This window comes from Bartonella vinsonii subsp. berkhoffii ATCC 51672 (assembly GCF_902825225.1).
Classification (GTDB): domain Bacteria; phylum Pseudomonadota; class Alphaproteobacteria; order Rhizobiales; family Rhizobiaceae; genus Bartonella; species Bartonella berkhoffii.
The window spans coordinates 196278-217356 of sequence record NZ_CADEAK010000002.1 but is presented as its reverse complement, the minus strand read 5'-3'; the positions used below and the strand labels follow the sequence as shown (position 1 = coordinate 217356).

The window sequence follows — 21079 nt, the reverse complement described above, 5'->3', positions numbered from 1 at the left end:
TGCGCCTTTGTGGCAAAAGCGCCTCAATGCGTAAAGAACTCAAAGAACAAACAAGTGAACATTTTGATCACAAAACCGTTGGCGAGATTGTTGAAACCCTGGCCAAACGCCATGGTTATCAAGCAAAGGTCAGTCCAGAATTCACGCACAAAACTTTACCTTATGTGATTCGTACAGATCAATCGGCTGTTGATTTTTTAACCCGCCTTGCTGAGCGTATGCAGGCACGTTTTCTCATCAAAGACAATAAGTTTTTATTTTTAAGCGGCAACAATTTACCGGCAATCACTCTTGCCAAGCATGATTGTTCCAGTTGGGAATTTACCCTCGAGCCACGCACCCAATATGGCAGCGTTGAATCAACCTACTTTGATCGCTCGCAAGGAAAGCAACTGTCTGTCAAATATCGTACAAACCTCCAAGGTCCTACACGGCGTTTGCGTGGTTGCTACACCTGCAGAGAAGAAGCTTTAGCTGCTGCCGCATCAGAATCAGATCGGCTGTGCCGTAGCATGGGCAGTGGTTCTTTGGTTTTAGAGGGGCGTCCAGAAATCATGGCCGATCAACCTCTCATTTTGCAAGGGTTTCGGGAGCAAATCAATGGACCATGGAAAGCTGAAACCGTGACCCACCGCTATGAGAAACAAAGCGGCTATACTACAGAAATTACCTTAGAGGCACCAGAGAAGGGAAAGGAAAGCAACAAAGAAGAATAGAGGCTGGGCTGGTTGCCCAGCCAACGGGAACAGTTTGAGACACACCCGTCCGATGTAACACAACTTAACATCGCAGCCACTTCTTATCACTTGAAGCAATGAGAAGATGGCTACTATAGAGGGAAGAGTGTTAAAAAATTATGGATACACTTTACAAGGAAACGTTAAAATCTGTCGATCCCATTACACCAGCTGCTGCTTATATTGGTGGCAAAAGCAGGTTAGCCAAAACCATTACCAAAATCATTGAAGACACCCCGCATAAAATTTATGCTGAGCCGTTTGTTGGGATGGGAGGGATATTTTTTAGGCGAAAATTGATCCCCTTATATGAAGTTATCAATGATCGTTCAGGTGATGTGGTAAATTTTTTTAGGGTATTGCAACGCCATTATCATCCTTTTATGGATCTTTTGCGGTTCCAGATTAGTAGCCGTGAGACGTTTCAACATTTTACGTTACAAGATCCCAAAACCCTTACAGATTTAGAGCGGGCTTTGCGGTTTTTATATTTACAGCGGTTAAGTTTTAGTGGTCAGGTGGCCAAACGTACATTTAGAGTTGATCCTAATCGTAGTGCACAGTTTAATCCTCTTAAACTTGAATCGTTATTAGAACCTCTTTATCGCCGGTTATCCAATGTTACCATTGAACATTTAGACTGGTCTGATTTTATCCATCGCTATGACCGGACAAACACCTTGTTTTACCTTGACCCGCCTTATTGGGGTGCTGAGGATTACTATGGGAAGGATTTGTTTAAGCAAGAGGATTACCAGACGATGTCTGTGCTTCTTGGACAATTAAAAGGGAAGTTTCTTCTCTCTCTCTCAATGATGTGCCAGAGATACGAGAAACCTTCAGTCAATTTACATTAAAAGAAGTGAGAACGATTTATTCGTATTGCTCTTCTCCCGCTAAGGAACTGATCATCACCAATTGTGATTTAGCAGAAAAAGACCCATGAGAGGGTCTTTAAATGACCTTTGAAAGGTCTTTGAAGACCCTTTGAGAACCCTTTGAAAAAATGAAAATCCTTTGAAAAGGAGGTCATTTTTACAAAATATGATGCGAATTAGACAAAATTTGCTGGTCTCTGCATGCATATCTTACAGATTTTAGCTGTCAAATAATGGGATTATTGGAAGAAATGAATCATCTTAAATTGTGATTCTGGGCAGAGCAAAACAAAATTCATGAAAGCGGCTCTGAGAACCGCCTAAAAAAGCCTTTGAAAAAAATAAATTGGTACAAAACCTACTGTCAAATTATACAAAACCTGCTGGCAAGCTACACTGATGGCAAGCTACAGGCAAGCTACAACTGAATACAAAATTCATGGAGCGGGCGATGGGATTCGAACCCACGACCCCAACCTTGGCAAGGTTGTGCTCTACCCCTGAGCTACACCCGCTCACCGATTCGAAACATATTCTGCTTCAGATGCTGTTGTATGGCGTAGCCTTTTGCGAATTGCAACAAAAAAATAACATTTCAGTTTGATTTATTTTACGTACGGTTCAAAAAAGCAAATAAAGATTGATTTTGAAAGTTTCTTCAGCAATAAATTATTCACTTTTTAATTGTTACAAAAGAGGGGCGGAGCCAAATGTCGAAAAGAATAAGCCTATTAGGAGTTGCCATTGCAGCTGTTTTTGCTATGAATAATTTTGCAAAAGCAGATGATCATAGTAAATACGTTCAAGTTGCGATAACGCAAATCATGGCACATCCTGCTGCAGATACGGTGCGTAAAGGGGTGATAGATGCGCTAACGGAAAATGGCTATAAACAAGGTGAAAACTTCGAACTCACTTTTTTATCCGCACAGGGAAATATTTCTACAGCAATACAAGTTGCACGTAAGTTTGTTGGTGATAAACCTGATGTCATTGTTGCTATCAGTACGCCTTCAGCACAAACAGTGCTTGCGGCTACGAGAACAATTCCTGTTGTTTTTGCTGCGATTTCTGACCCTATTGGAGCAAAAATCGTGTCTTCGCTTACTAAACCCGGTGGTAATGTAACGGGAACTTCTGACCGTATAGATGTGGCACAAAGCCTTAAGCTTTTGCAGGAAGTAAAACCAGATTTGAAAAAACTTGGTTACCTTTATAATGCTTCTGAAGCAAACTCGATTTCAACACTGAAGATGTTACAGGATGTAGCAGATAAAGCTGGAATCGAAATCATACCTTCATCGGTGCCTAAACCTTCTGATGTGCAAGCAGCAACACGGGCTTTAGTGGGTAAAGTAGATGTCATTTTTATTCCCGCCGATAATACTGTTCTTTCTGTTTTAGAGGGAGCAGTAAAGGTTACAGAGGAAACGAATACGCCTTTATTTACTGTTGATTCTAACTCTATTGGACGTGGTCCTTTTATGACGCAAGGCGTGAATTTCTATGATGTAGGCCTTGAAGCTGGAAAAATGGTCGTGCGTATTTTAAAGGGTGAAAAGCCTGGTGATATGGATATTATGCAGGCAGCGAATAATGATATCCGAATTGATATGAAAGCGGCTAAAAAAGCTGGTATCATCATTCCACAGGCAGTTATGGAACGCGCAACAAAGATCATTCAGTAGACTTTTATTGATATGATATCGATACAATAATAATACGTTAGGTTTTCGTGAAGTGGGATTCTGAATGAATATATTTGCGTTTTCTGGTGCTGTAGAATTAGGTCTTATTTACGCATTCGTTGCTCTTGGGGTTTATCTCTCGTTTCGCGTTTTAGATTTTCCTGATTTAACTGTCGATGGTTCATTTCTTCTTGGTTCGTGCGTTTGTGGTGTTTTGATTCTTTTAGATTTTAATCCATGGACGGCTATGGCATGTGCTTTTTGTGCAGGTATGGCAGCAGGTTTACTAACAGCTTTGCTGAATTTGCGTTTTGGCATTTTAAATCTTTTGGCTTCTATTTTAACAATGTCAGCACTTTATACGATTAATCTCCGTATTATGGGGATTATGGGAAGGTCTAATATTAATTTGGCACTTGCCGATACCACTTTAACACCTTTTTATGGTGTGTTTGGTCTCCCTGATATTTTTGTGCGTCCTCTTTTTGTTGGTTCAGTTTTGCTGGTTGTAGCATTTTTCATTTGGCGCTTTTTGGAAAGTGAAATAGGTCTTGCTATGAGAGCAATGGGCGCTAATCCACGAATGGCTACAGCGCAAGGGATTCATACATCAGCATTAATTTATTTTGGTATGGGACTTTCAAATGCATGCGTTGCACTTGGAGGTGCCCTTTATATTCAAACCGCAATTGCTACAGATATTACTGGTGGAACTGGTACCATTGTTTTCGGTTTAGCAGCAGTGATTATCGGTGAAACTCTCTTTCGTACACGCAATATTTTCTGGATTATTATCAGTTGTATTGTGGGATCTGTTCTTTATCGCGTTGCCATACAGTTTGCTTTTGAAGCACAGGGGATTGGTATTAATACATCAACAGATCTCCAATTAATCACTGCCCTTTTGGTTGTTTTAACGCTTATTGTACCACGTTATTTGGGGAGGCGTAAACATGATTGAATTTGCGCATGTTGGGGTTACTTTTAAACCACGAACGCCTTTGGAAAAACAGGCTCTCATTGATCTTAATCTTAAGATTGATCAGAGAAGTTTTGTGACGGTTATTGGTTCAAATGGTGCTGGTAAATCAACTTTGTTGAGTGTTTTAGCAGGTGCAGTTCTTCCTACAGAAGGAAAAGTGATCATCAATGGGCAAAATGTTTCCAGACAATCAATAAGCGAGCGTGCTGGAAAAGTTGCTTGTGTCTTTCAAGATTCGTTAGTGGGAAGTTGCGGTTCTTTAACAATTGAAGAAAACTTGGCTCTTGCTGCTCTTCGTGGTAGTCGTCGTGGCTTGCGTTCAGCTTTAGATCATAAGAAACGACAATTTTTTCGAGATAAAATTGCCCAATTAGGTATTGGTCTTGAGTCGTGTATTCATAATCCTATGGACAGTTTATCAGGAGGACAACGTCAGGCTGTCTGTCTTGTTATGGCGACTTTAGCGCACGCAGATGTTTTATTGCTTGATGAACATACTTCAGCATTAGATCCAGGAATGGCTGATTTTGTGATGCAGTTAACCGAAAAAATTGTTGAAGAGAAGAAATTAACCACTATTATGGTCACACATTCTATGCGTCAGGCTCTTGATCATGGAGATCGGACACTGATGTTGCATGGTGGAAAAGTGATTTTGGATGTGCGTCAAGAAGAACGTAAAGGGTGGGGTGTGAGTGATCTTATAGGCATGTTCCAAAAAGTTCGTGGTGAAGCCTTTGATGATGATGAACTTTTAATGGATTGATATTTTGGCTCAGAAAAAAGCGCATGAAGTTGACCCTTTCCTAGCGCGTTTTTCGCGTGCTTTTCCTATCATTCTCATTTATGGACCAGATCGTGGTCTTGTTTGTGAACGCGCACAGCGTTTTGCTAAGCTTACGCAGGTGGCAATAGAAGATCCTTTTTCAACGGTTCGTTTGGATGCCGCTGAGATTGATAAAGACCCTGCTCGCTTGGGAAATGAAGCGCGTACTTTGTCACTCTTCGGGGGTGATCGTTTGATATGGGTTTCTAATGGTGCTAACCAAAAAGGTTTTCTTACAGCTTTAAAGCTTTTAATTGAGGAACCACCAGAAGCGTGTTTTATTCTCATTGAAGCAGGAGATTTGAAAAAAGGAACAGGATTGCGCAATGTTGTTGAAACGGCATCAATAGCAATGGCTCTTCCCTGTTTTGCAGATGATGCTCGTTCTCTTGATGGATTGATTGATGAGGTTTTGGGACATTTTAAGAAAACCCTTTCTTTGGATGCACGAAAGTGGTTGCACGAAAGTTTGGGAGGGGACCGTCTTGTATCACGCAGTGAATTGGAAAAGCTTTGTCTTTACGCTTCTGATATCCATATGACTCTTGAAGATGTGAAAGCGATTGTCAGCAATGTGAGTGCTCTTTCTCTCGATGAAGTGGTTGATGCACTTCTCTTGGGGGATATCGCGGGTTTTGAAGCCCATTTTAGCCGATATGCCGCAATGCACGGTACAGTTTTTTTTGTTTTGAGTACAGCACAAAGGCATTTTCAGCAATTACAACTCTTGCGTTATCAAGTGGAGGTTGAAGGAAAATCCCCTTCTACAGTGATTTCTCAAGCGCGCCCTCCTATTTTTTTTCAACGCAAAAGAACAGTGGAGCAAGCTTTAAGATATTGGAAGTTAGAACATATTTCCTATGCAATGGAAAGAATTCAAAGTGCTGTTTTAGAAAGCCGTAAAAATTCGTCTTTAGGAGAGGCTATCATTCGTCAGGTTTTGCTGGGCCTTACAATTGCTGCACGACGCCAAATGGCTGCTTAAGATCTTCCGTTGTATTTGTGAAGACACTTACTTTGAAGAGCTTAAAAATTTTATGAAATAAATATTGTTCTCTTATAAAATTTGTTTGTTGTTTTGAAAAATAAAAGGGGTGCTCTTAAAATGGTGAATGGGGCATAGGTTTCTTCTATCATTTATTTTTGGTGCATTTTTCAGGTAAAAATGATCTGTTAGTGGTTTGCTTAAGCGATTATTGGGGGGCGTGTGACGTTCATTATTTCTTCTTTTGCCGGTTGTGGTTTTTAAAATGTTTGATACATAGATCTTGAATAAACAGAGAGGCAAATTGCGGTTTTGTTGCCATTAAAGGTCTTTAAAGGTGAAAGATGCTCCATATCCAATTTGAAAAAATAGCAGTCATTGGGATTGGTCTTATTGGCTCGTCTTTGGCAAGAGTGATTAAAAAGAAAAATCTCGCAGCTCAAATTTCTATCGCAACGCGGCGGCAAGAGACATTGAAGAGAGCACGTGAGTTGGAACTTGGGAATTTTTATACAACTGATAATGCAGAAGCTGTTGAAGGAGCAGATTTAGTGATTGTTTCTGTTCCTGTTGGGGCAAGTGCGGAGGTGGCAAAAAACATTCGTGATCATTTAAAGCCAGGGGCGATTGTGAGTGATGTTGGTTCCACAAAAGCGTTGGTCATTGCAGAAATGGCGCCTTTATTACCAAAATCCGTTCATTTTATTCCTGGTCATCCGATTGCGGGAACAGAATATTCAGGGCCGGATGCTGGTTTTGCTGATTTGTTTATGAATCGCTGGTGTATTTTAACGCCTTTTGCTGAAAGTGATGCTGCGGCTGTAGTAAAATTGACAGCGTTTTGGGAAGCTTGTGGTGCGCGAGTCGAGAAGATGGACGCGAAACATCATGATCTTGTTTTGGCTATTGTTTCCCATTTGCCGCATTTGATTGCTTATAATACTGTTGGAACGGCTAGTGATTTAGAAAAAGTGACAAATTCCGAAGTGATTGCTTATTCCGCGTCAGGTTTTCGTGACTTTACGCGTTTGGCTTCTTCTGATCCTGTTATGTGGCGCGATATTTGTTTGCATAATAAAGATGCTATTTTAGAAATGTTGAGCCGTTTTAGTGAAGGGCTTGCTTCTTTGGAACAAGCCATCCGTTTGGGGGATGGTGAGACATTGTTTAACTTTTTTACGCGTACGCGCGCTGTGCGTCGTAATATTATTGAAGCTGGACAGGAAATTGATGCTCCTGATTTTGGGCGTCATAATGTTTCTAAAAAGGGTGAGTAAAAAAGTGTTTTATTAAATTATGCTGGTTTTTTTTAGAGATGCGTTACCTATTTTATCGACATATTGATATTTGTATGTATTCATCTTTGGCTTTTTATTTTGTTGTGTTGTTCTTTACAGTTTCGGTATAGAGTGAAGCTTGACTATATTGATCGTTGCTCCTTATAGTGAAAAAGTTTTTTTTTAAGTTTTGGTGATTTTTGTAAAGCTTGGAGTGATTAAGAAAGGGTGTTACCAGAAAGTATTAAGATTTGTTAAAAAATATCTTTTGGTATAGCTATCGTATTCTTGTTGATGCAGTAAGTCATTATTGGCGTGATAATGGCAGTGTTTTTGCTAGTCATATCGCTCTTTCAGGGCTTTTAGCATTTTTCCCTTTTTTTATTTTTGGGACATCTCTTGCTAGTTTTATTGGCGCTTTTACATACACACCGCAAAAAATCAAAGCTTTGCTACAGCTATTACCAGATGTCATTGTAGAGCCTCTATCTACGGAAATTGTCAATGTTTTAACCATTCAGCGTCGGGGAGTGTTAACGATTTCTGTCATTGGAGCGGCTTATTTTGCTTCTAATGGGATAGAGGCGTTACGAACAGCCTTAAATAAAGCTTATCGCGTTGTTGAACGGCGTAGCTTGTTGTTTTGTCGTTTTCAAAGTTTGTTTTTTGTAATTCTTGGAGCTGTTGGTCTTGTTGTGATCAGCTTTTTGTTGATTTTAGCACCTTTGCTCCTCAAGATTATGCAAAATCATTCTTTTTTCATGACTGAATATATTGGTGTTATTCGTTTATGGCGTTACATAATTGCAGCAGTTGTTCTTTTTGTAAGTCTCTTGATTGTTCATAAATGGCTACCAGCAGAGCGACGGAAATTTATAGAGATTTTACCAGGAATCGTTGTCACAATGTTGGTATGGTTTATGGCTTCTATTGCTTTTGCACAATATTTGACAATGTTTGATTATATTTCTACCTATGCGGGGTTAGCATCTGTTATGGTTGCCATAATATTTCTTTACATATTAAGCGCAATTTTTATTTTTGGAGCAGAAATAAACGCGGCGATAATGTTTTATCGTAAGCATTTGCAACATTCAGAAGATTGAAAGAATTTAGTTATTGTGTGAAAGTCAAGGTACAAATATTCCCATAAAGCCTGCCATTACTTTATTGATTGATGCCGATGCTTGCCCTGTAAAAGATGAAGTTTATCGTGTGATGCAACGTTATCAGCTTAAAACATTTGTTGTGGCGAATCGGTTTTTTCCTCTTCCAGATGAACCCCTCATTGAAAGGGTGGTTGTTTCTGGAGAGTTCAATTGTGCTGATGATTGGATTGTAGAACATGTGCATGAGGCTAGTGTCGTTATTACCAGTGATATTCCTTTAGCTGCACGCGTTGTGAAGGCGGGAGGTTTTTGTCTTTCGCCAACGGGGCGTATTTTTGATGTAAATTCCATTGGTCAAGCTTTGGCAATGCGCAATTTTATGGAAGATTTGCGAGGACAGGGGAATATAACAGGTGGTCCGCGTCCTTTTTGTCACAAAGATCGTTCGGCTTTTTTGTCAGCACTGGACCTCGTTATACAACGTTTAAAAAGGCGCGGTTATTAGGTTAGAGTGCTTCTTTTATAAAAGCTCTTATAAGCGCTTTAGCATCGTCATCCGCCCATGGAGCGGCACCGTTGAAAGAAGCAATGAGATATCCATTTTTATCGATAAGAAATGTAACGGGTAGCCCTAAAGCAAGCCCTTGTTTTCTGACATTGTTGAAAATATCCATTGTTTCATCACGATAGTAAAGCAAATTATCGGCATGAATATCTTGTAAAAATTTCTGAATTTTTTCAGGAGAAGCAGTTTTATCAATATTAATAGCTATGACATCAAAGTTTTCTCCACCAAGTTCACGTTTTAATTGCGCCAATTCTGGCATTTCTGTGCGGCAGGGTGCACACCAAATAGCCCACAGATTGACCAGCATCGGTTTTCCGGTAAAGTCGTTAAGTTTGTAGTCTTTCCCTTGAATATCTTTGAAAGAGAGTTCTTTCATATCAGAGAGCGTATCTGCAAATCGCATGTGGGTAAAAAAGCCTTTTGCTGCTTTTTTGATCGCCATCATTTGTTCGGCTCGTGCTTTATCGGTGTTTATTGCTTGTACTTTCTTATGAGAGTGGGTTATTGTTGCGTATATACTCAAGGCAATAATAAAAGAGGGAAAAATAATAGAAAATAGAAGGAAACGTTGCCTTTTTTTTCTTATAAAAATTTGAGGAAACATAATTTTGTCCTTTTCACTGGGGGCTTTGAGAGTATGACGCATGAGAAATTAAAAAACCAAATGTGGGGTGGCCGATTTATGGCAGGATCTGCTGCCATTATGGAAGAAATTAACGCCTCTATTGATTTTGATCAAAAACTTTATCGGCAGGATATTGAAGGTTCATTTGCTTATGCCGCAATGTTGGCATAAACAAAGATCATTTCACAATCAGATTATGAAAAATTGTTCATGGTTTAGAATGTATTCAACAAGAAATTGAGGACGGTACATTTATTTTTTCACGAAAACTTGAAGATATTCATATGAATATTGAAGCAAGATTGAACGAATTGATTGGTCCTGTAGCAGGATGTTTGCACACGGCGCGTTCCCGCAATGATCAAGTTGCTGTTGATTTTCGTTTGTGGGTGCGTGAAGCATCACAGAGAATCGCACAAACTTTAAAAAGGTTGATAGAGCAATTGCTTGTTCGAGCAGAACAGCATTATTGAGACCTTTATGCCTGATTTTACACATTTACAATCGGCACAGCCTGTAACATTTGCATTATATGATGGTTTATGTTGGAATGTTTGGTCGAGATCTATCGCGAATGCGTGATGCGGTTGAGTGAATGAATGAATCTCCTTTGCGAGCTGTTGCTTTGGCAGGAACAAGCTTTCGGATTGATCGTTTTATGACCGCAAAAGTATTAGGTTTTCGAGAACCAACACGCAATTCGATTGATAGTGTTTCTGATCGTGATTTTGCCTTGGAATTTTTAAGCGCTGGTGCTCTTTGTGCAACGCATCTTTCGCGTTTAGCCAAAGAAATTGTCCTATGGTCAAGTGAACAATTTCATTTTATTCGTTTATCAGATGCTTTTTCAACGGGTTCATCTATTATGCCACAAAAAAGAAATCCGGATGCTGCGGAACTTGTGCGCGCTAAAGTGGGACGACTCAATGGTGCATTGATGGGGCTGTTAACGGTGATGAAAGGACTGCTTCTTTCCTATTCGAAGGATATGCAAGAAGATAAGGAATATGTGTTTGATGGAGCTTTGAGTCTAGAATTAACACCGGAAGCAATGATAGGGATTCTTGGTGATTTGCAAGTCAATGAAGATGCCATGAAACAAGCGGCTGCTTTCGGTTATGCTACCGCAACAGATTTTGCCGATTGGCTTGTACGTGAATTAGGAATTCCTTTTCGTGAAGTACATCATATTACTGGGCGGGCTGTCGCACTAGCAGAAAAAAACAATGCAGTTTGAATGATTTATCATTGGTTGAACTTCAAACAATCTGTCCAGAGATTCATGCAGCACTTTTTGATGTTTTGACGGTTGAAAAATCCGTTAAAAGCCGTAAAAGTTTTGGTGGTACGGCGCCTTCAGAAGTGCTTTATTAAATTGCTTATTGGAAAAAACGCCTTATAACCGCCTGAATGGTTGGATTGTAAATTCAAAAAATAAAAGAAATATCGATAGGAGGGAAGAGGGCGTATGAAAATCATTTTGAAGAATTTAACAATTGTTCTTTTGGGGAGTGTTATGATCATTGGGTGTGGGCGCAAAGGGGCATTAGAATTGCCTCCTGCGAAAGTGATGGATTCTTTGCAAGGAGCTTCCATTTCTCAAAGCAAAGCAGATAAACCTTTTGTTCTTGATCGGCTGATACAATAGAGGTTTTTATGCATTTTTTTTCTTATCGTCAGGATGTGCTCCACGTTGAAGGTGTTTCACTTTTGCAACTTGCACGGGATGTTGGAACACCTTTTTATTGCTATTCAGCCAATGCACTCCTTGCACATCTTAAAGACTATCAGAATGCATTTCAAGATATGCCTAGTTTGATTGCTTATGCGGTTAAAGCAAATTCCAATCAAGCGGTTTTACGGCTTTTAGCGAATCATGGAGCGGGAGCGGATGTGGTTTCAGAAGGAGAATTACGGCGTGTTCTTGCTGTTGGTATTCCTGCTCATCGCGTTGTTTATTCTGGTGTGGGTAAAAAAGTTGAAGAGATGGATTTTGCGCTTGCACAAGATATTTGTTGTTTTAACGTTGAATCAGAACCAGAACTTGAACAATTATCAGCGCGGGCGGTTGCTCTTTCAAAAACAGCACGTGTTTCTTTGCGCATTAATCCCAATGTGGATGCTAAAACCCATAAGAAGATTACAACTGGCAAGTCTGAGAATAAATTTGGTATTCCGTTGTCGTTGGCTTGGGATGCTTATAAAAAAGCAGCCCAATTGCCTGGTCTTGATGTTTGTGGTGTTGATCTTCATATTGGTAGCCAAATTTGTGACTTAAAACCCTTTGAAGATGCATTTGTGATTGCCGCAGATTTTGTGCGCCAATTATGGAATGGTGGTTATGCAATAACCCATGTCGACATTGGGGGTGGGCTTGGTATTCCTTATGGTCATGAGCAGCATCCAATACCTTCTCCTTTTGATTATGCGGCACTGGTAAAAAAACATATTGCTCCCTTAGGGATTCATATTATCCTAGAGCCTGGGCGCAGTATTATTGGGGACGCTGGTGTGTTGGTGACATCTGTTTTGTATTTAAAGAAAGGTGAAGGACGCAATTTTGTTATTGTTGATGCGGCAATGAATGATTTTATGCGTCCCACACTTTATGATGCGTGGCAGAATGTGATACTGGTAGAGAAAGCAGCGATGAATGCTCCATTGATCAATGTAGATGTTGTTGGCCCTGTTTGTGAAACAGGGGATTATTTGGCATTAAATCGCTCTATGCCGCTTGTTGCAGCGGGCGATTTTATAGTCATTACGGGAGCAGGTGCTTATGGTGCAGTGATGTCGAATACCTACAATAGTCGACTTTTGGTACCAGAAGTTCTCGTTCAGCATATGCGTTATGCGGTTGTTCGTCCGCGTCTTGATTATGCTCAATTGATAGGTTGTGATCATATTCCGGATTGGATTGAACATTGTTGAGCGTTCTTGGTCTTATTTTTACTAAAGTTTGGTGAAACAGTTTCGTGTCTGAAAATTATTTTGTGTGTGGTTTATCGGTAGTGTCATAAAATATTTTTTTAGTACAATAATAAGGTGTATTCATGCAGGGTAAAAATACAACGTTGTTTCTGTTTGATTTCAGTTTTCTTTTGCGTCAACCAAGTGTAAAAGCATAAAGTTGAACGTAATATTCAGGGTAAGATTTGCTCAGAAGGATTATGAGTCACATAAGTGATCAGCGGGTAGGACTTCTCTCGAGAAAAACCAATCTGATTACAGATGGGTGCTGGTTAAGAATCTTCATCCTTTAAAGTGAGGAGGAGATTAAGATCTCAGTTCACCGTTGTAAAAGGGGACACATGTTTGTCTATGAGAAATGAAAACATCAAAAGTTTTGTAAAGATAAAACTTTTGTATGCGCGCGTTTTGATGTGGTCTATCCTCTCATTTGAGCGGATATGGATACGGTTGTTACCGTTTTTCTTAGTTCTCAGTCTCTTTTGTTCGCTTAGTTGGTTGGGTATTTTTGGAATTCTGGGTTATTGGCTACATTTGCTTTTACTCGGGATTATGCTTTTTTTGGCTGCAGGGAGTTTGTTTTTTCTTATTCATTTTCGCTTTCCTACAACGAGAGAAGTGAATCAGCGTCTTGAACAAGCAAACGGTCTTAAAAATCAACCTTTAAGCGTTCAAACAGATCGTTTGTGTCTTGAGAATGATGAAGATTTTAGTGCTTTTGTTTGGCGTGAACATCAACGCCGTATGGCAGAACAATTATACTCTTTAAAAACCGGATTTATCTATCCTAATAGTGCAACTTGTGATCCTCTGGCTCTTAGAGCTTTATGTGCTCTCCTTTTTGTATGTGCTTTTAGTTTTTCTTTTGGCTCGTTAGGAGGACATTTGGCAGATGCGTTCGATTTACGCCCTCTGGTCGATGAAACATCAATCCGTATTGATGCGTGGGTAACGCCACCTGCTTATACGGGTGTTGCACCTCTTTATTTAACACAAGGTGAGGCAACACAATTTGCAGTTCCTGAAGGAAGTAATGTGGTTGTACGTGTTGTTAATGGTGCCGGCGTTACAGTAAAAGCAAACTCTGAAGAGGATGCACAGGAAATTCTGTTTTCTAAGAAAAACGAAAAGATAGCTTTGAATGATCCTATCGTTCAGTTTGAAACACGCTTAGAACGTTCAATGAATTTAGAAGTGTCATCGCGGCATAAAAAACAGCAATGGCATTTGCAAATGATTAAAGATCAGGTCCCAACAATTCGTTGGTTAGAAAAACCAGGGCGGATTTTGACGGGTTCATTAGAACTTCAGTATGAGCTGGATGATGATTATGGAGTGACAAAGGCTTTTGTTGAAATAAAGCCTTTTTGTAATCAGCGTAAAGGCGCTTCTTCTCTTTATAAGGCACCTGAAATAAAGCTTCTTCTACCGCGTGGCGGAAAAGGTAAAATGCGAATGGTCCAAGATGTATCGGCCCATCCATGGGCTGGTTCAGAAGTCAAAATTACTTTGGTGGCAGAAGATGGTGCAGGACAGAAAGGGCGGAGCAAAACTTTTGTTATGACCTTACCACAACGCGTTTTTTCGAATCCTGTTGCTCGCGCAGTGAGTGAATTGCGTCGTTTGTTGGCTCTTGATGCTTTAGCACAAGAGCGTGTACTCGATATGCTTTCTGCTTTGCTTGTGCGTCCAGAAGATGGGCTTAAAAATATCACACATTTTCTTGCTCTACAGAGTGCATGGACAAGACTTTCTATGGCAGAAACAGAGGATGACTTACGAAATGTGGTCGATTATTTATGGCAGATTGCGTTGGGTATTGAAGATAATCAACTCGAATCCGTTCAGAAAAATTTAAAACAAGCGCAAGCGGCTTTGCGTGATGCTCTTCGTTATGGTGCTCCAGATACAGAAATTGAAAGGCTTATGGCAGATTTGCGCCAAGCTATGGATGATTATATTCATGCTTTGGCTGAAAAAGCACAAGACAAGAGCAAGTCCAGCAATCATAATCTTAGTCGTTCCAATCTTTCAGAGGATTCATTAGAAAAAAAGCTGGATTTAATTGAAGAAATGGCTAAGACGGGTTCCTCTGTAGCAGCTGAACAGTTGTTGGCTGAAATTGAACAGACTCTTGATCATTTACAAGTTCAAAAAGGCAATCAAGGTTCCAAGCAAAATCAGAGTCAATCTGCACAAATGAAAGAAAAGATGGATAAGCTTGGAGATTTAATGCGTCGTCAACAGGAAATTCTCAATGAAACACACCAATTAGAAATGGAACAACGACGGGGAGAAAATGTACCAGAAAAGCAAAAAAAATCTTTACAAAAACGTCAATCCGAATTGCAGTCTGAATTATCAACGTTAGAAAAAGAATTGTTAGAACAAGGATTTGAACCAAGTGATGCATTCAAAAAAGCAGAAGAGAAAATGAACTCTGCAGAAGATGCTCTTGAACATGGAAACAATCAGAAATCCATACAAAATCAGTCAGATGCTTTAGAATCTTTGCGGCAAGGCGCACAAAATGTTTTAGAAAAAATGCGTGAAATACTTAAAGAATCCGGCGACAGTCAAAATGCTACGCGCGATCCTAAAGATCCATTAGGGCGTTCACTTTCTTCAAAGCCAGATCAAGAAGGGCAAGAAGGTATAGCACTACCACAAGAAAGTGATCAAATGCATGCGCGGCGGATTTTAGAAGAAATTCGTAAACGCCTTAGTAAGGAGCATATTTTGGAAGAAGAAAAAAACTATCTTGAAAGGTTGCTTCATTTTCATTAATCGCTTTTTCTTTTGTCTAATGTTGAAAAGAGCATATGAGAAATTTTTTAGGGCTTGAGATAACAAGCGTGATGAAGTGTTTTTTATGAAGGGATTATGAAAAATATTCTGTGCCGTTTTTTGTTCTTTGGGTTTTAAATATGAAATATGAGAGCTTTTGCTATTGCGGAGAAAAGGGAGAAGTCCATATAAGTGGGGGATATGAAAGTTTGTGATGTTTGAAGTTTTTTTCTACACGGTATGTTAAGTTGGATATAGTCACACTGAAAGATTTTTACGATTCTGCCCTTGGACTGCGCGTTCAGGCAACGTTGTGTGAGCAATTAAACTTATGGTGGCCTGATCTTGCTGATAAACGGGTTATGGGGTTAGGATATGCGCTTCCTTATCTTTCTGCGTTGCGTGCACGTGCACAACAATGTTTCGCTTTCATGCCAGCAGCTCAGGGTGCTTCGCCTTGGCCTTGTAATGATAAGGTTGCTACGGCTCTTGTTTTTGAAGAAGATTTGCCGCTTCCTGATGCTTCAATTGATTGTATTTTATTGGTTCATGCACTTGAATATACAGAAAATTCATTTGAAACACTGAATGAAATATGGCGCGTTTTAGCACCCAATGGGAACTTAATTGTTATTGTTCCTCATCGCCCTGGATTTTGGGCGCGCAATGCCTGTACACCTTTTGGTTACGGTGAACCTTATAGTCGGCAACAAATCGCTCGTTTGTTTGAAAAAACAAATTTTATTGCTGGACCAGTGCAAGAAGTTGTACATTATGCGCCTTCTTCGGGCTATGCTTCACGGTTATTCTCTTTTTTTTATGAGCCGTTTGCACGTTATCTTTTGCCTTATTTTGGTGGGCTCTTAATGTGTCAGGCACAAAAACGTGTTTATCAAGGTTTGCTTGTACAGCGTCGTCAATCACGGCGTGTTTTTATTCCTGCATTATCGCCACAAGCTTATGAAAATGCTTCTTATTTTGTTTCTACTCCCCTTTCACGACGCCGTTCCTGAAGAATCTCAAAATCCAAGAGGAAAAACTTTTTCTTATGTAATGGTCAAGTGGCGTTGTCATTCTCTTTGGCTTGTTTTCCATGTTGCTTCTTTCTTGTGGTGTGCAGGCAACTTTTTAATCCATTATAAGATGGGTATATGGTATATAATGAGAAACATGGCTCTCTTCAGAATGCGTATTCAAAGCGCAAAGTGATGAATGCTCTTTACTAAGTCACAAAATATTCTATTTGGGGGTCTCAGAGTAAAAATTGAGGGTATCAAAATCGTTTTTGAACCAGCTCATGTGAGAGAAATTTTAAAGGTTTAAGCGATAGCCATTTTGATCGGTAATGAGAATTTGTGCGTTGGAAGGGTCTTTTTCGATTTTTTGTCGCAAACGATAGATATGGGTTTCTAAGGTATGTGTGACAATATTTTCATTGTAGCCCCAAATTTGTTCTAACAGTGTTTTACGGTTCACAATTTTATCATGGGTGGAAGAGAGATATTTAAGAATCGCGGCTTCCTTTTCTGTGAGATACGTTTTGTTATTGCCTTGATCAATGAGGAGCCTTTGTTTTAGTTTAAAGCTATAGGGACCAATGTGAAAAGCTGCATCATTGTTTTGTTTGTATTGGCGCAATTGCGTGCGGATTCTTTCCAATAACACAGCAAAGCGAAAGGGTTTTGTCACATAATCATTGGCGCCTGTTTCAAGATCTAAAAGAGTATCGCAATTTGTGTCATGATTGGTAATCATGATGATGGGAGCACGAAATTCTTGGGAGCGTAATTTTTTAACAGTGGTACGACCATCAAGATCAGAAAATTCAATACCAAAAATAGTGAGATCAATATGTTTCTCTTGGGCTATTATTATTCCTGCTTCAGCTGTTTTTGCTTGTAAGACTTCAAATTCCTTATGTATTTGCAGTTGTTCTACCAAAATAGCGCGCAGATCATCATCTTCTTCAACAATTAAAAGGGTATAGCAGTTCATTTTTTTCCTTATAGAAATATATTGATGCACCAGTTGGTGAAGAGTTAGTTTCATGAAAAATGGGATTTCATGCAAGAGAAATTAAGAAAGAAAACTTTTTAAAAACGAAATTTTTTGTTTCTCTGGTTATTTGCTGACAGGTAGGGAATTGCGGACGGAGTATTTTGTAAGTTGATGAGAACCATTTTTGTGTTTTAGCGCGAAGGAGATGGTACAACGCTTCTAGCACATATGCGTTTTAGAAGGATTTCTCTGTAATTCCTACCGTTTTTTCCGTGTTCGGTTGTGCTATATCCTTCACGAGTGCTGTTGTGAAATGGAATTGGGAGTAACGAGGAATGTTTCTTTAAGGTTGCCCATCAAACAGATTTCTTTCCATTCATCTTCTGACACGGGTTGTACTGATAAGCGAGAGGCATTAACTAGTACCATATTTTTCAGTTTTGGATTTGCTTTAATCTGTTTTAATGAAACAGGTGTTGGCATATCGCAGAGTGCACGGATATCTATACATTCCCAGCGTGGATCAGAAGACGTGGAATCAGGATGTGCTTCAGCACATATTTCTACAATGCCTACGATTTCTAATCCTTTATTTGAATGATAAAAAAAACCTTTATCACCATATTTCATAGCGCGCATATTATTACGGGCTTGATAATTGCGCACACCGTCCCATTGTTCACCAACAGCACCTTTTTGCTTTTGCATATCCCATGACCATTTATGGGGTTCAGACTTAAAAAGCCAATAAGCCATAAGCTCTCCTTTTTATGAACTTTGATATTTTTTACAAGTCATGTACATCTTTTTATAAGCCTCTGTATAACACACCATCAAGAGTAATTTTTAAAATGGGGTAAAGAATTGCATTATCAATTTATTTCCTTTTTTAGAGACACATTTTGTGATAGAAAAATGGGTAATTTTTTTACCTCATAGGGTGCGTGAAAACGCTGTGTGAATAACAAAAGCAGCCAATTTGTTTTTCTTATGCTTTTGTTCCGCGGCGTCCCATTCCAATTAAGGGGGGGGATTTTTCATCTAATGGCCAGCGTGAACGAGGAGCAATGTCAAGAGAACTTATTTCCCCTCGTGCAAGTTTTTGTGCACCAGCAAAAGCAATCATTGCAGCGTTATCGGTACATAAGGAAAGAGGTGGAGCTATAAATTCAAAACCATGTTGATGTGCCAGTTCTTGTAATGTCGATCGTATAGCTTGGTTGGCAGCAACTCCGCCTGCAACAACTAAAGCAGGAGGACGGCGCCCTTGGTAATGAGAGAGTGGATAATGGTGAGTAAAGCATTGTAGAGCTAAATGAATGCGATCATGCACGGTATCGGTAACAGCTGCTTGAAAACTTGCTGCAATGTCAGCAACATCCCTTTCTGTAAGAGGAGCCATAGCTGTTGCGGCTTGCCGGACAGCGGTTTTAAGGCCGGAAAAAGAAAAGTCTAATCGTTTTTCACCTTTTAAAGGTCGTGGAAGAGGAATACGATTTTTATCACCCAAGAGAGCCATTTTTTCAAGTGCTGGGCCACCAGGGTAAGGAAGTCCTAAAAGTTTAGCTGTTTTATCAAAAGCTTCTCCTAATGCATCATCAATAGTGGTTCCTAAACGCTGGTAATTGCCTATCCCGTGGACGAGAATTGTTTGTGTATGTCCACCTGAAACCAACAGCAGTAAATAGGGAAAATGGACATTATGCGTTAGTACGGCTGTTAAAGCATGCCCTTCTAGGTGGTTTACGGCAATAAAAGGTTTTCTCATGGCAAGAGAGAGTGCTTTTGCACTCATAACGCCTACTAAAAGTCCTCCTATCAAACCAGGACCACTTGTAGCAGCAATGGCATCAATATCTTCTAATGGTGTGTTTGCTTCTGTGAGTGCTTTTAGAATTAAACTATCAAGAATTTCAACATGAGCACGGGCGGCAATTTCAGGAACCACACCGCCATAGGGTGCATGATGATCAATTTGACTCCAAACAATATTCGAAAGAATTCGGCTGCTTTCTTCATTGTTGTATTCAACAACAGCAGCAGCAGTTTCATCACAACTTGTTTCTATTCCCAACAAATGCATTTCAAACAAAACCTTATGTTGAAGTTTCTTTGTTGTCTGCGTATCATGGATAGGAAAAGATGCAAAGAAATTCTCTTGGAGTTGATACCTCTATAAAAAATCCGTTGTAATGCTTTCTCTATATGAAAAGCACTGTTCACCAAAAAGGGATGCTGTATTTTTCAGTATAAAATGTTAAGACTTTTCTAAAAATTTGTTGGTTAAAGTATATATTTATAAATGTTGCGGATAAAAATGTAGTGTTGAAAATTTCTGTAAAGTTATATTCTTTGTAAAAAGATTATAAAACAAGCTATGATGTTTGAGAAAAACTTCATTTTTAAAACTTTTTTTATTTTATTCTTTTATCGTTATATGAAAATGTGCTCAAAAAGTGACTAAAATGGTAGATTCTTCAAAACCAAAAGTTAAACCACATTATGTTGGTACCCGCCGTAAAAAGCCTGTGATTGAGCATGAAACTGTGCATCCTGATTCAGAACACATAAAAAATTCAGTAGAATTGGATGCAAGAGACAAGCAGAACAACAATATGCAGCTTCAATCCATATCCCCTATGACTTGGCTATATTTGTTTCTTTCAGGAATTTTAGGTGGTCTCATTGCTTTAAGTCTTTTCATGGGGTTGCAATGGGCGCGTGTGCTTCCTTCTTCTTTCGTGGAAAATCGTGTTGGAGGAGAAAAAGCTTTGCGAATTGCTGAAATTGCAAAGAGTCAAGGTGAAGAAACAATAAAGCAATTGGCGCATGTGCTTCAAGAAATTGATACATTGAAAACGAAATTTTCTTCTTTTTTATCACAACAGGTTGAAACAATTCAAACTGATGAAATATCGCAAGAAGAAAGCAGAAAAGCTTTAACTGCTTTAGAAGAAAAAGTGAAAAGTCTTGAAGAATCTATGCAATCTTTCGTTGAAGTATCAAAAGATATAAAAACGGCTTTGTCCGTTGGACAGAATAATGCAAATGCTCTTGCTGTTTTAAAGCAACGTTTAGAAACTCTGCAAAAAGAACTTGCTGTTAAAAATAGTGAGAAAAACGAAAACAACACTGCGCTATTTATTGCAATCAGTTCTCTAAAAAATGCTGTAGAGCGTGGGGGATCTTATAGCAATGAATTGAAAACAGTACAGAAATTATCTCCTTCATTTGATGGACTTGATTTATTGCAAGAAAGAGCCACTATAGGTTTTCCAAGTTCTGCACAACTTGCTGCGAATTTTGCTAATGTTGCAGATGAAATTGTTCGTATGCAAAATATAGTTGCTTCAGATGCCGGTTTTTCTGAAAGGGTTTTGGCATGGATAAAAGGCTTAGTTGTGTCACGTCCTGTTGGAAATGTTAAAGGCATGACGCTGGGAGCAATTGCAGCACGAATGGAAGTTGCTATTCAAGCTGGTGATTACGAAAAAGCTTTGAGTGAATGGCAAACATTACCTCAAAATGCAAAAGATATTTCGGTGGATTTTGTTCATCAACTTGAAAGACATATTGCTGTTCATCAACTTCTTCAACAGTTGCTGATTTCTGTGCAACAGGGATCTCTTAAGGCAACGAAGAGGTAAAT

17 protein-coding genes, 1 tRNA gene and 2 pseudogenes are annotated in these 21079 nt (G+C 39.4%); 15 read left to right on the top strand and 5 right to left on the bottom strand.

All coding sequences use genetic code 11. The features are described 5' to 3' along the window. Both J7R10_RS01935 and J7R10_RS01930 read left to right on the top strand, forming a co-directional pair. The coding region (locus J7R10_RS01935) for a phage late control D family protein (protein ID WP_208436371.1) at window positions 1-716 on the top strand (716 nt) is incomplete at its 5' end. 140 nt (window positions 717-856) lie between these two features. Continuing rightward, a pseudogene (locus J7R10_RS01930) lies at window positions 857-1683 on the top strand (DNA adenine methylase). 372 nt (window positions 1684-2055) lie between these two features. On the opposite strand, the gene J7R10_RS01925 reads toward J7R10_RS01930, so the two are convergent. Next, window positions 2056-2130, bottom strand: a tRNA-Gly gene (locus tag J7R10_RS01925). A gap of 195 nt (window positions 2131-2325) precedes the next feature. On the opposite strand from J7R10_RS01925, the gene J7R10_RS01920 reads away from it, so the two are divergent. The 7 genes from J7R10_RS01920 (at window position 2326) to J7R10_RS01890 (ending at window position 8987) form a co-directional block, all read left to right on the top strand. Continuing rightward, window positions 2326-3303 (top strand): ABC transporter substrate-binding protein, encoded by a 978-nt coding sequence (locus J7R10_RS01920; RefSeq protein WP_010705908.1) that lies wholly within the window; start codon window positions 2326-2328, stop codon window positions 3301-3303. A gap of 64 nt (window positions 3304-3367) precedes the next feature. Then, the gene (locus J7R10_RS01915) at window positions 3368-4264 is read left to right on the top strand and encodes an ABC transporter permease (protein ID WP_010705907.1); all 897 of its coding nucleotides are present in this window, start codon (window positions 3368-3370) and stop codon (window positions 4262-4264) included. Further along, on the top strand, window positions 4257-5051 hold the full coding sequence (locus tag J7R10_RS01910; RefSeq protein ID WP_010705906.1) for an ABC transporter ATP-binding protein: 795 nt from the start codon (window positions 4257-4259) through the stop codon (window positions 5049-5051). Before J7R10_RS01915 ends, J7R10_RS01910 begins: the two co-directional genes overlap by 8 nt. A gap of 4 nt (window positions 5052-5055) precedes the next feature. Continuing rightward, window positions 5056-6096 (top strand): DNA polymerase III subunit delta, encoded by a 1041-nt coding sequence (gene holA, locus J7R10_RS01905; RefSeq protein WP_010705905.1) that lies wholly within the window; start codon window positions 5056-5058, stop codon window positions 6094-6096. 344 nt (window positions 6097-6440) lie between these two features. Beyond that, window positions 6441-7373, top strand: a complete 933-nt coding sequence (locus J7R10_RS01900) for a prephenate/arogenate dehydrogenase family protein (RefSeq protein ID WP_010705904.1) — start codon at window positions 6441-6443, stop codon at window positions 7371-7373. A gap of 251 nt (window positions 7374-7624) precedes the next feature. Next, complete coding sequence (locus J7R10_RS01895) at window positions 7625-8479, top strand: YihY/virulence factor BrkB family protein (protein ID WP_010705903.1); 855 nt, start codon at window positions 7625-7627, stop codon at window positions 8477-8479. A gap of 13 nt (window positions 8480-8492) precedes the next feature. Further along, window positions 8493-8987, top strand: a complete 495-nt coding sequence (locus J7R10_RS01890) for a YaiI/YqxD family protein (protein WP_010705902.1) — start codon at window positions 8493-8495, stop codon at window positions 8985-8987. 1 nt (window position 8988) lies between these two features. Here J7R10_RS01890 and J7R10_RS01885 read toward each other — a convergent pair whose 3' ends face one another. After that, a complete protein-coding gene (locus tag J7R10_RS01885; protein WP_010705901.1) occupies window positions 8989-9654 on the bottom strand; it encodes a TlpA disulfide reductase family protein in 666 nt (221 codons plus the stop codon). 33 nt (window positions 9655-9687) lie between these two features. Here J7R10_RS01885 and argH point away from each other — a divergent pair. From argH to J7R10_RS01860, 5 genes and pseudogenes are all read left to right on the top strand, one after another. Further along, window positions 9688-11049, top strand: a pseudogene (gene argH / locus J7R10_RS01880) (argininosuccinate lyase). A 94-nt stretch (window positions 11050-11143) separates the two neighbouring features. Continuing rightward, the gene (lptM, locus tag J7R10_RS01875; RefSeq protein WP_010705900.1) at window positions 11144-11323 is read left to right on the top strand and encodes an LPS translocon maturation chaperone LptM; all 180 of its coding nucleotides are present in this window, start codon (window positions 11144-11146) and stop codon (window positions 11321-11323) included. Window positions 11324-11331: 8 nt separating this feature from the next. After that, the gene (gene lysA / locus J7R10_RS01870) at window positions 11332-12606 is read left to right on the top strand and encodes a diaminopimelate decarboxylase (protein WP_010705899.1); all 1275 of its coding nucleotides are present in this window, start codon (window positions 11332-11334) and stop codon (window positions 12604-12606) included. A gap of 390 nt (window positions 12607-12996) precedes the next feature. Continuing rightward, a complete protein-coding gene (locus tag J7R10_RS01865) occupies window positions 12997-15432 on the top strand; it encodes a TIGR02302 family protein (RefSeq protein WP_010705898.1) in 2436 nt (811 codons plus the stop codon). A gap of 248 nt (window positions 15433-15680) precedes the next feature. Further along, window positions 15681-16445, top strand: a complete 765-nt coding sequence (locus tag J7R10_RS01860) for a class I SAM-dependent methyltransferase (RefSeq protein ID WP_035000854.1) — start codon at window positions 15681-15683, stop codon at window positions 16443-16445. 298 nt (window positions 16446-16743) lie between these two features. On the opposite strand, the gene J7R10_RS01855 is transcribed toward J7R10_RS01860, so the two are convergent. From J7R10_RS01855 to tsaD, 3 genes are all read right to left on the bottom strand, one after another. Further along, entirely contained in the window at window positions 16744-17427 is a 684-nt protein-coding gene (locus J7R10_RS01855) for a response regulator transcription factor (RefSeq protein ID WP_010705896.1), read from the bottom strand. 297 nt (window positions 17428-17724) lie between these two features. Further along, window positions 17725-18186, bottom strand: a complete 462-nt coding sequence (locus tag J7R10_RS01850) for an EVE domain-containing protein (protein WP_010705895.1) — start codon at window positions 18184-18186, stop codon at window positions 17725-17727. 232 nt (window positions 18187-18418) lie between these two features. Beyond that, window positions 18419-19513, bottom strand: a complete 1095-nt coding sequence (tsaD, locus tag J7R10_RS01845; protein ID WP_010705894.1) for a tRNA (adenosine(37)-N6)-threonylcarbamoyltransferase complex transferase subunit TsaD — start codon at window positions 19511-19513, stop codon at window positions 18419-18421. A gap of 382 nt (window positions 19514-19895) precedes the next feature. On the opposite strand from tsaD, the gene J7R10_RS01840 reads away from it, so the two are divergent. Then, window positions 19896-21077, top strand: coding sequence for a membrane protein (locus J7R10_RS01840; protein WP_010705893.1), 1182 nt, complete (start codon window positions 19896-19898; stop codon window positions 21075-21077). Window positions 21078-21079 lie beyond the last annotated feature (2 nt).

Bases quoted from the DNA above. Each gene is read 5' to 3' on its own strand.
- J7R10_RS01920 (WP_010705908.1), top strand. From the start codon at position 2,326: ATGTCGAAAAGAATAAGCCTATTAGGAGTTGCCATTGCAGCTGTTTTT.
- J7R10_RS01915 (WP_010705907.1), top strand. From the start codon at position 3,368: ATGAATATATTTGCGTTTTCTGGTGCTGTAGAATTAGGTCTTATTTAC.
- J7R10_RS01910 (WP_010705906.1), top strand. From the start codon at position 4,257: ATGATTGAATTTGCGCATGTTGGGGTTACTTTTAAACCACGAACGCCT.
- J7R10_RS01900 (WP_010705904.1), top strand. From the start codon at position 6,441: ATGCTCCATATCCAATTTGAAAAAATAGCAGTCATTGGGATTGGTCTT.
- J7R10_RS01885 (WP_010705901.1), bottom strand. From the start codon at position 9,654: ATGTTTCCTCAAATTTTTATAAGAAAAAAAAGGCAACGTTTCCTTCTA.
- lptM (WP_010705900.1), top strand. From the start codon at position 11,144: ATGAAAATCATTTTGAAGAATTTAACAATTGTTCTTTTGGGGAGTGTT.
- lysA (WP_010705899.1), top strand. From the start codon at position 11,332: ATGCATTTTTTTTCTTATCGTCAGGATGTGCTCCACGTTGAAGGTGTT.
- J7R10_RS01865 (WP_010705898.1), top strand. From the start codon at position 12,997: ATGAGAAATGAAAACATCAAAAGTTTTGTAAAGATAAAACTTTTGTAT.
- J7R10_RS01855 (WP_010705896.1), bottom strand. From the start codon at position 17,427: ATGAACTGCTATACCCTTTTAATTGTTGAAGAAGATGATGATCTGCGC.
- J7R10_RS01850 (WP_010705895.1), bottom strand. From the start codon at position 18,186: ATGGCTTATTGGCTTTTTAAGTCTGAACCCCATAAATGGTCATGGGAT.
- tsaD (WP_010705894.1), bottom strand. From the start codon at position 19,513: ATGCATTTGTTGGGAATAGAAACAAGTTGTGATGAAACTGCTGCTGCT.
- J7R10_RS01840 (WP_010705893.1), top strand. From the start codon at position 19,896: ATGGTAGATTCTTCAAAACCAAAAGTTAAACCACATTATGTTGGTACC.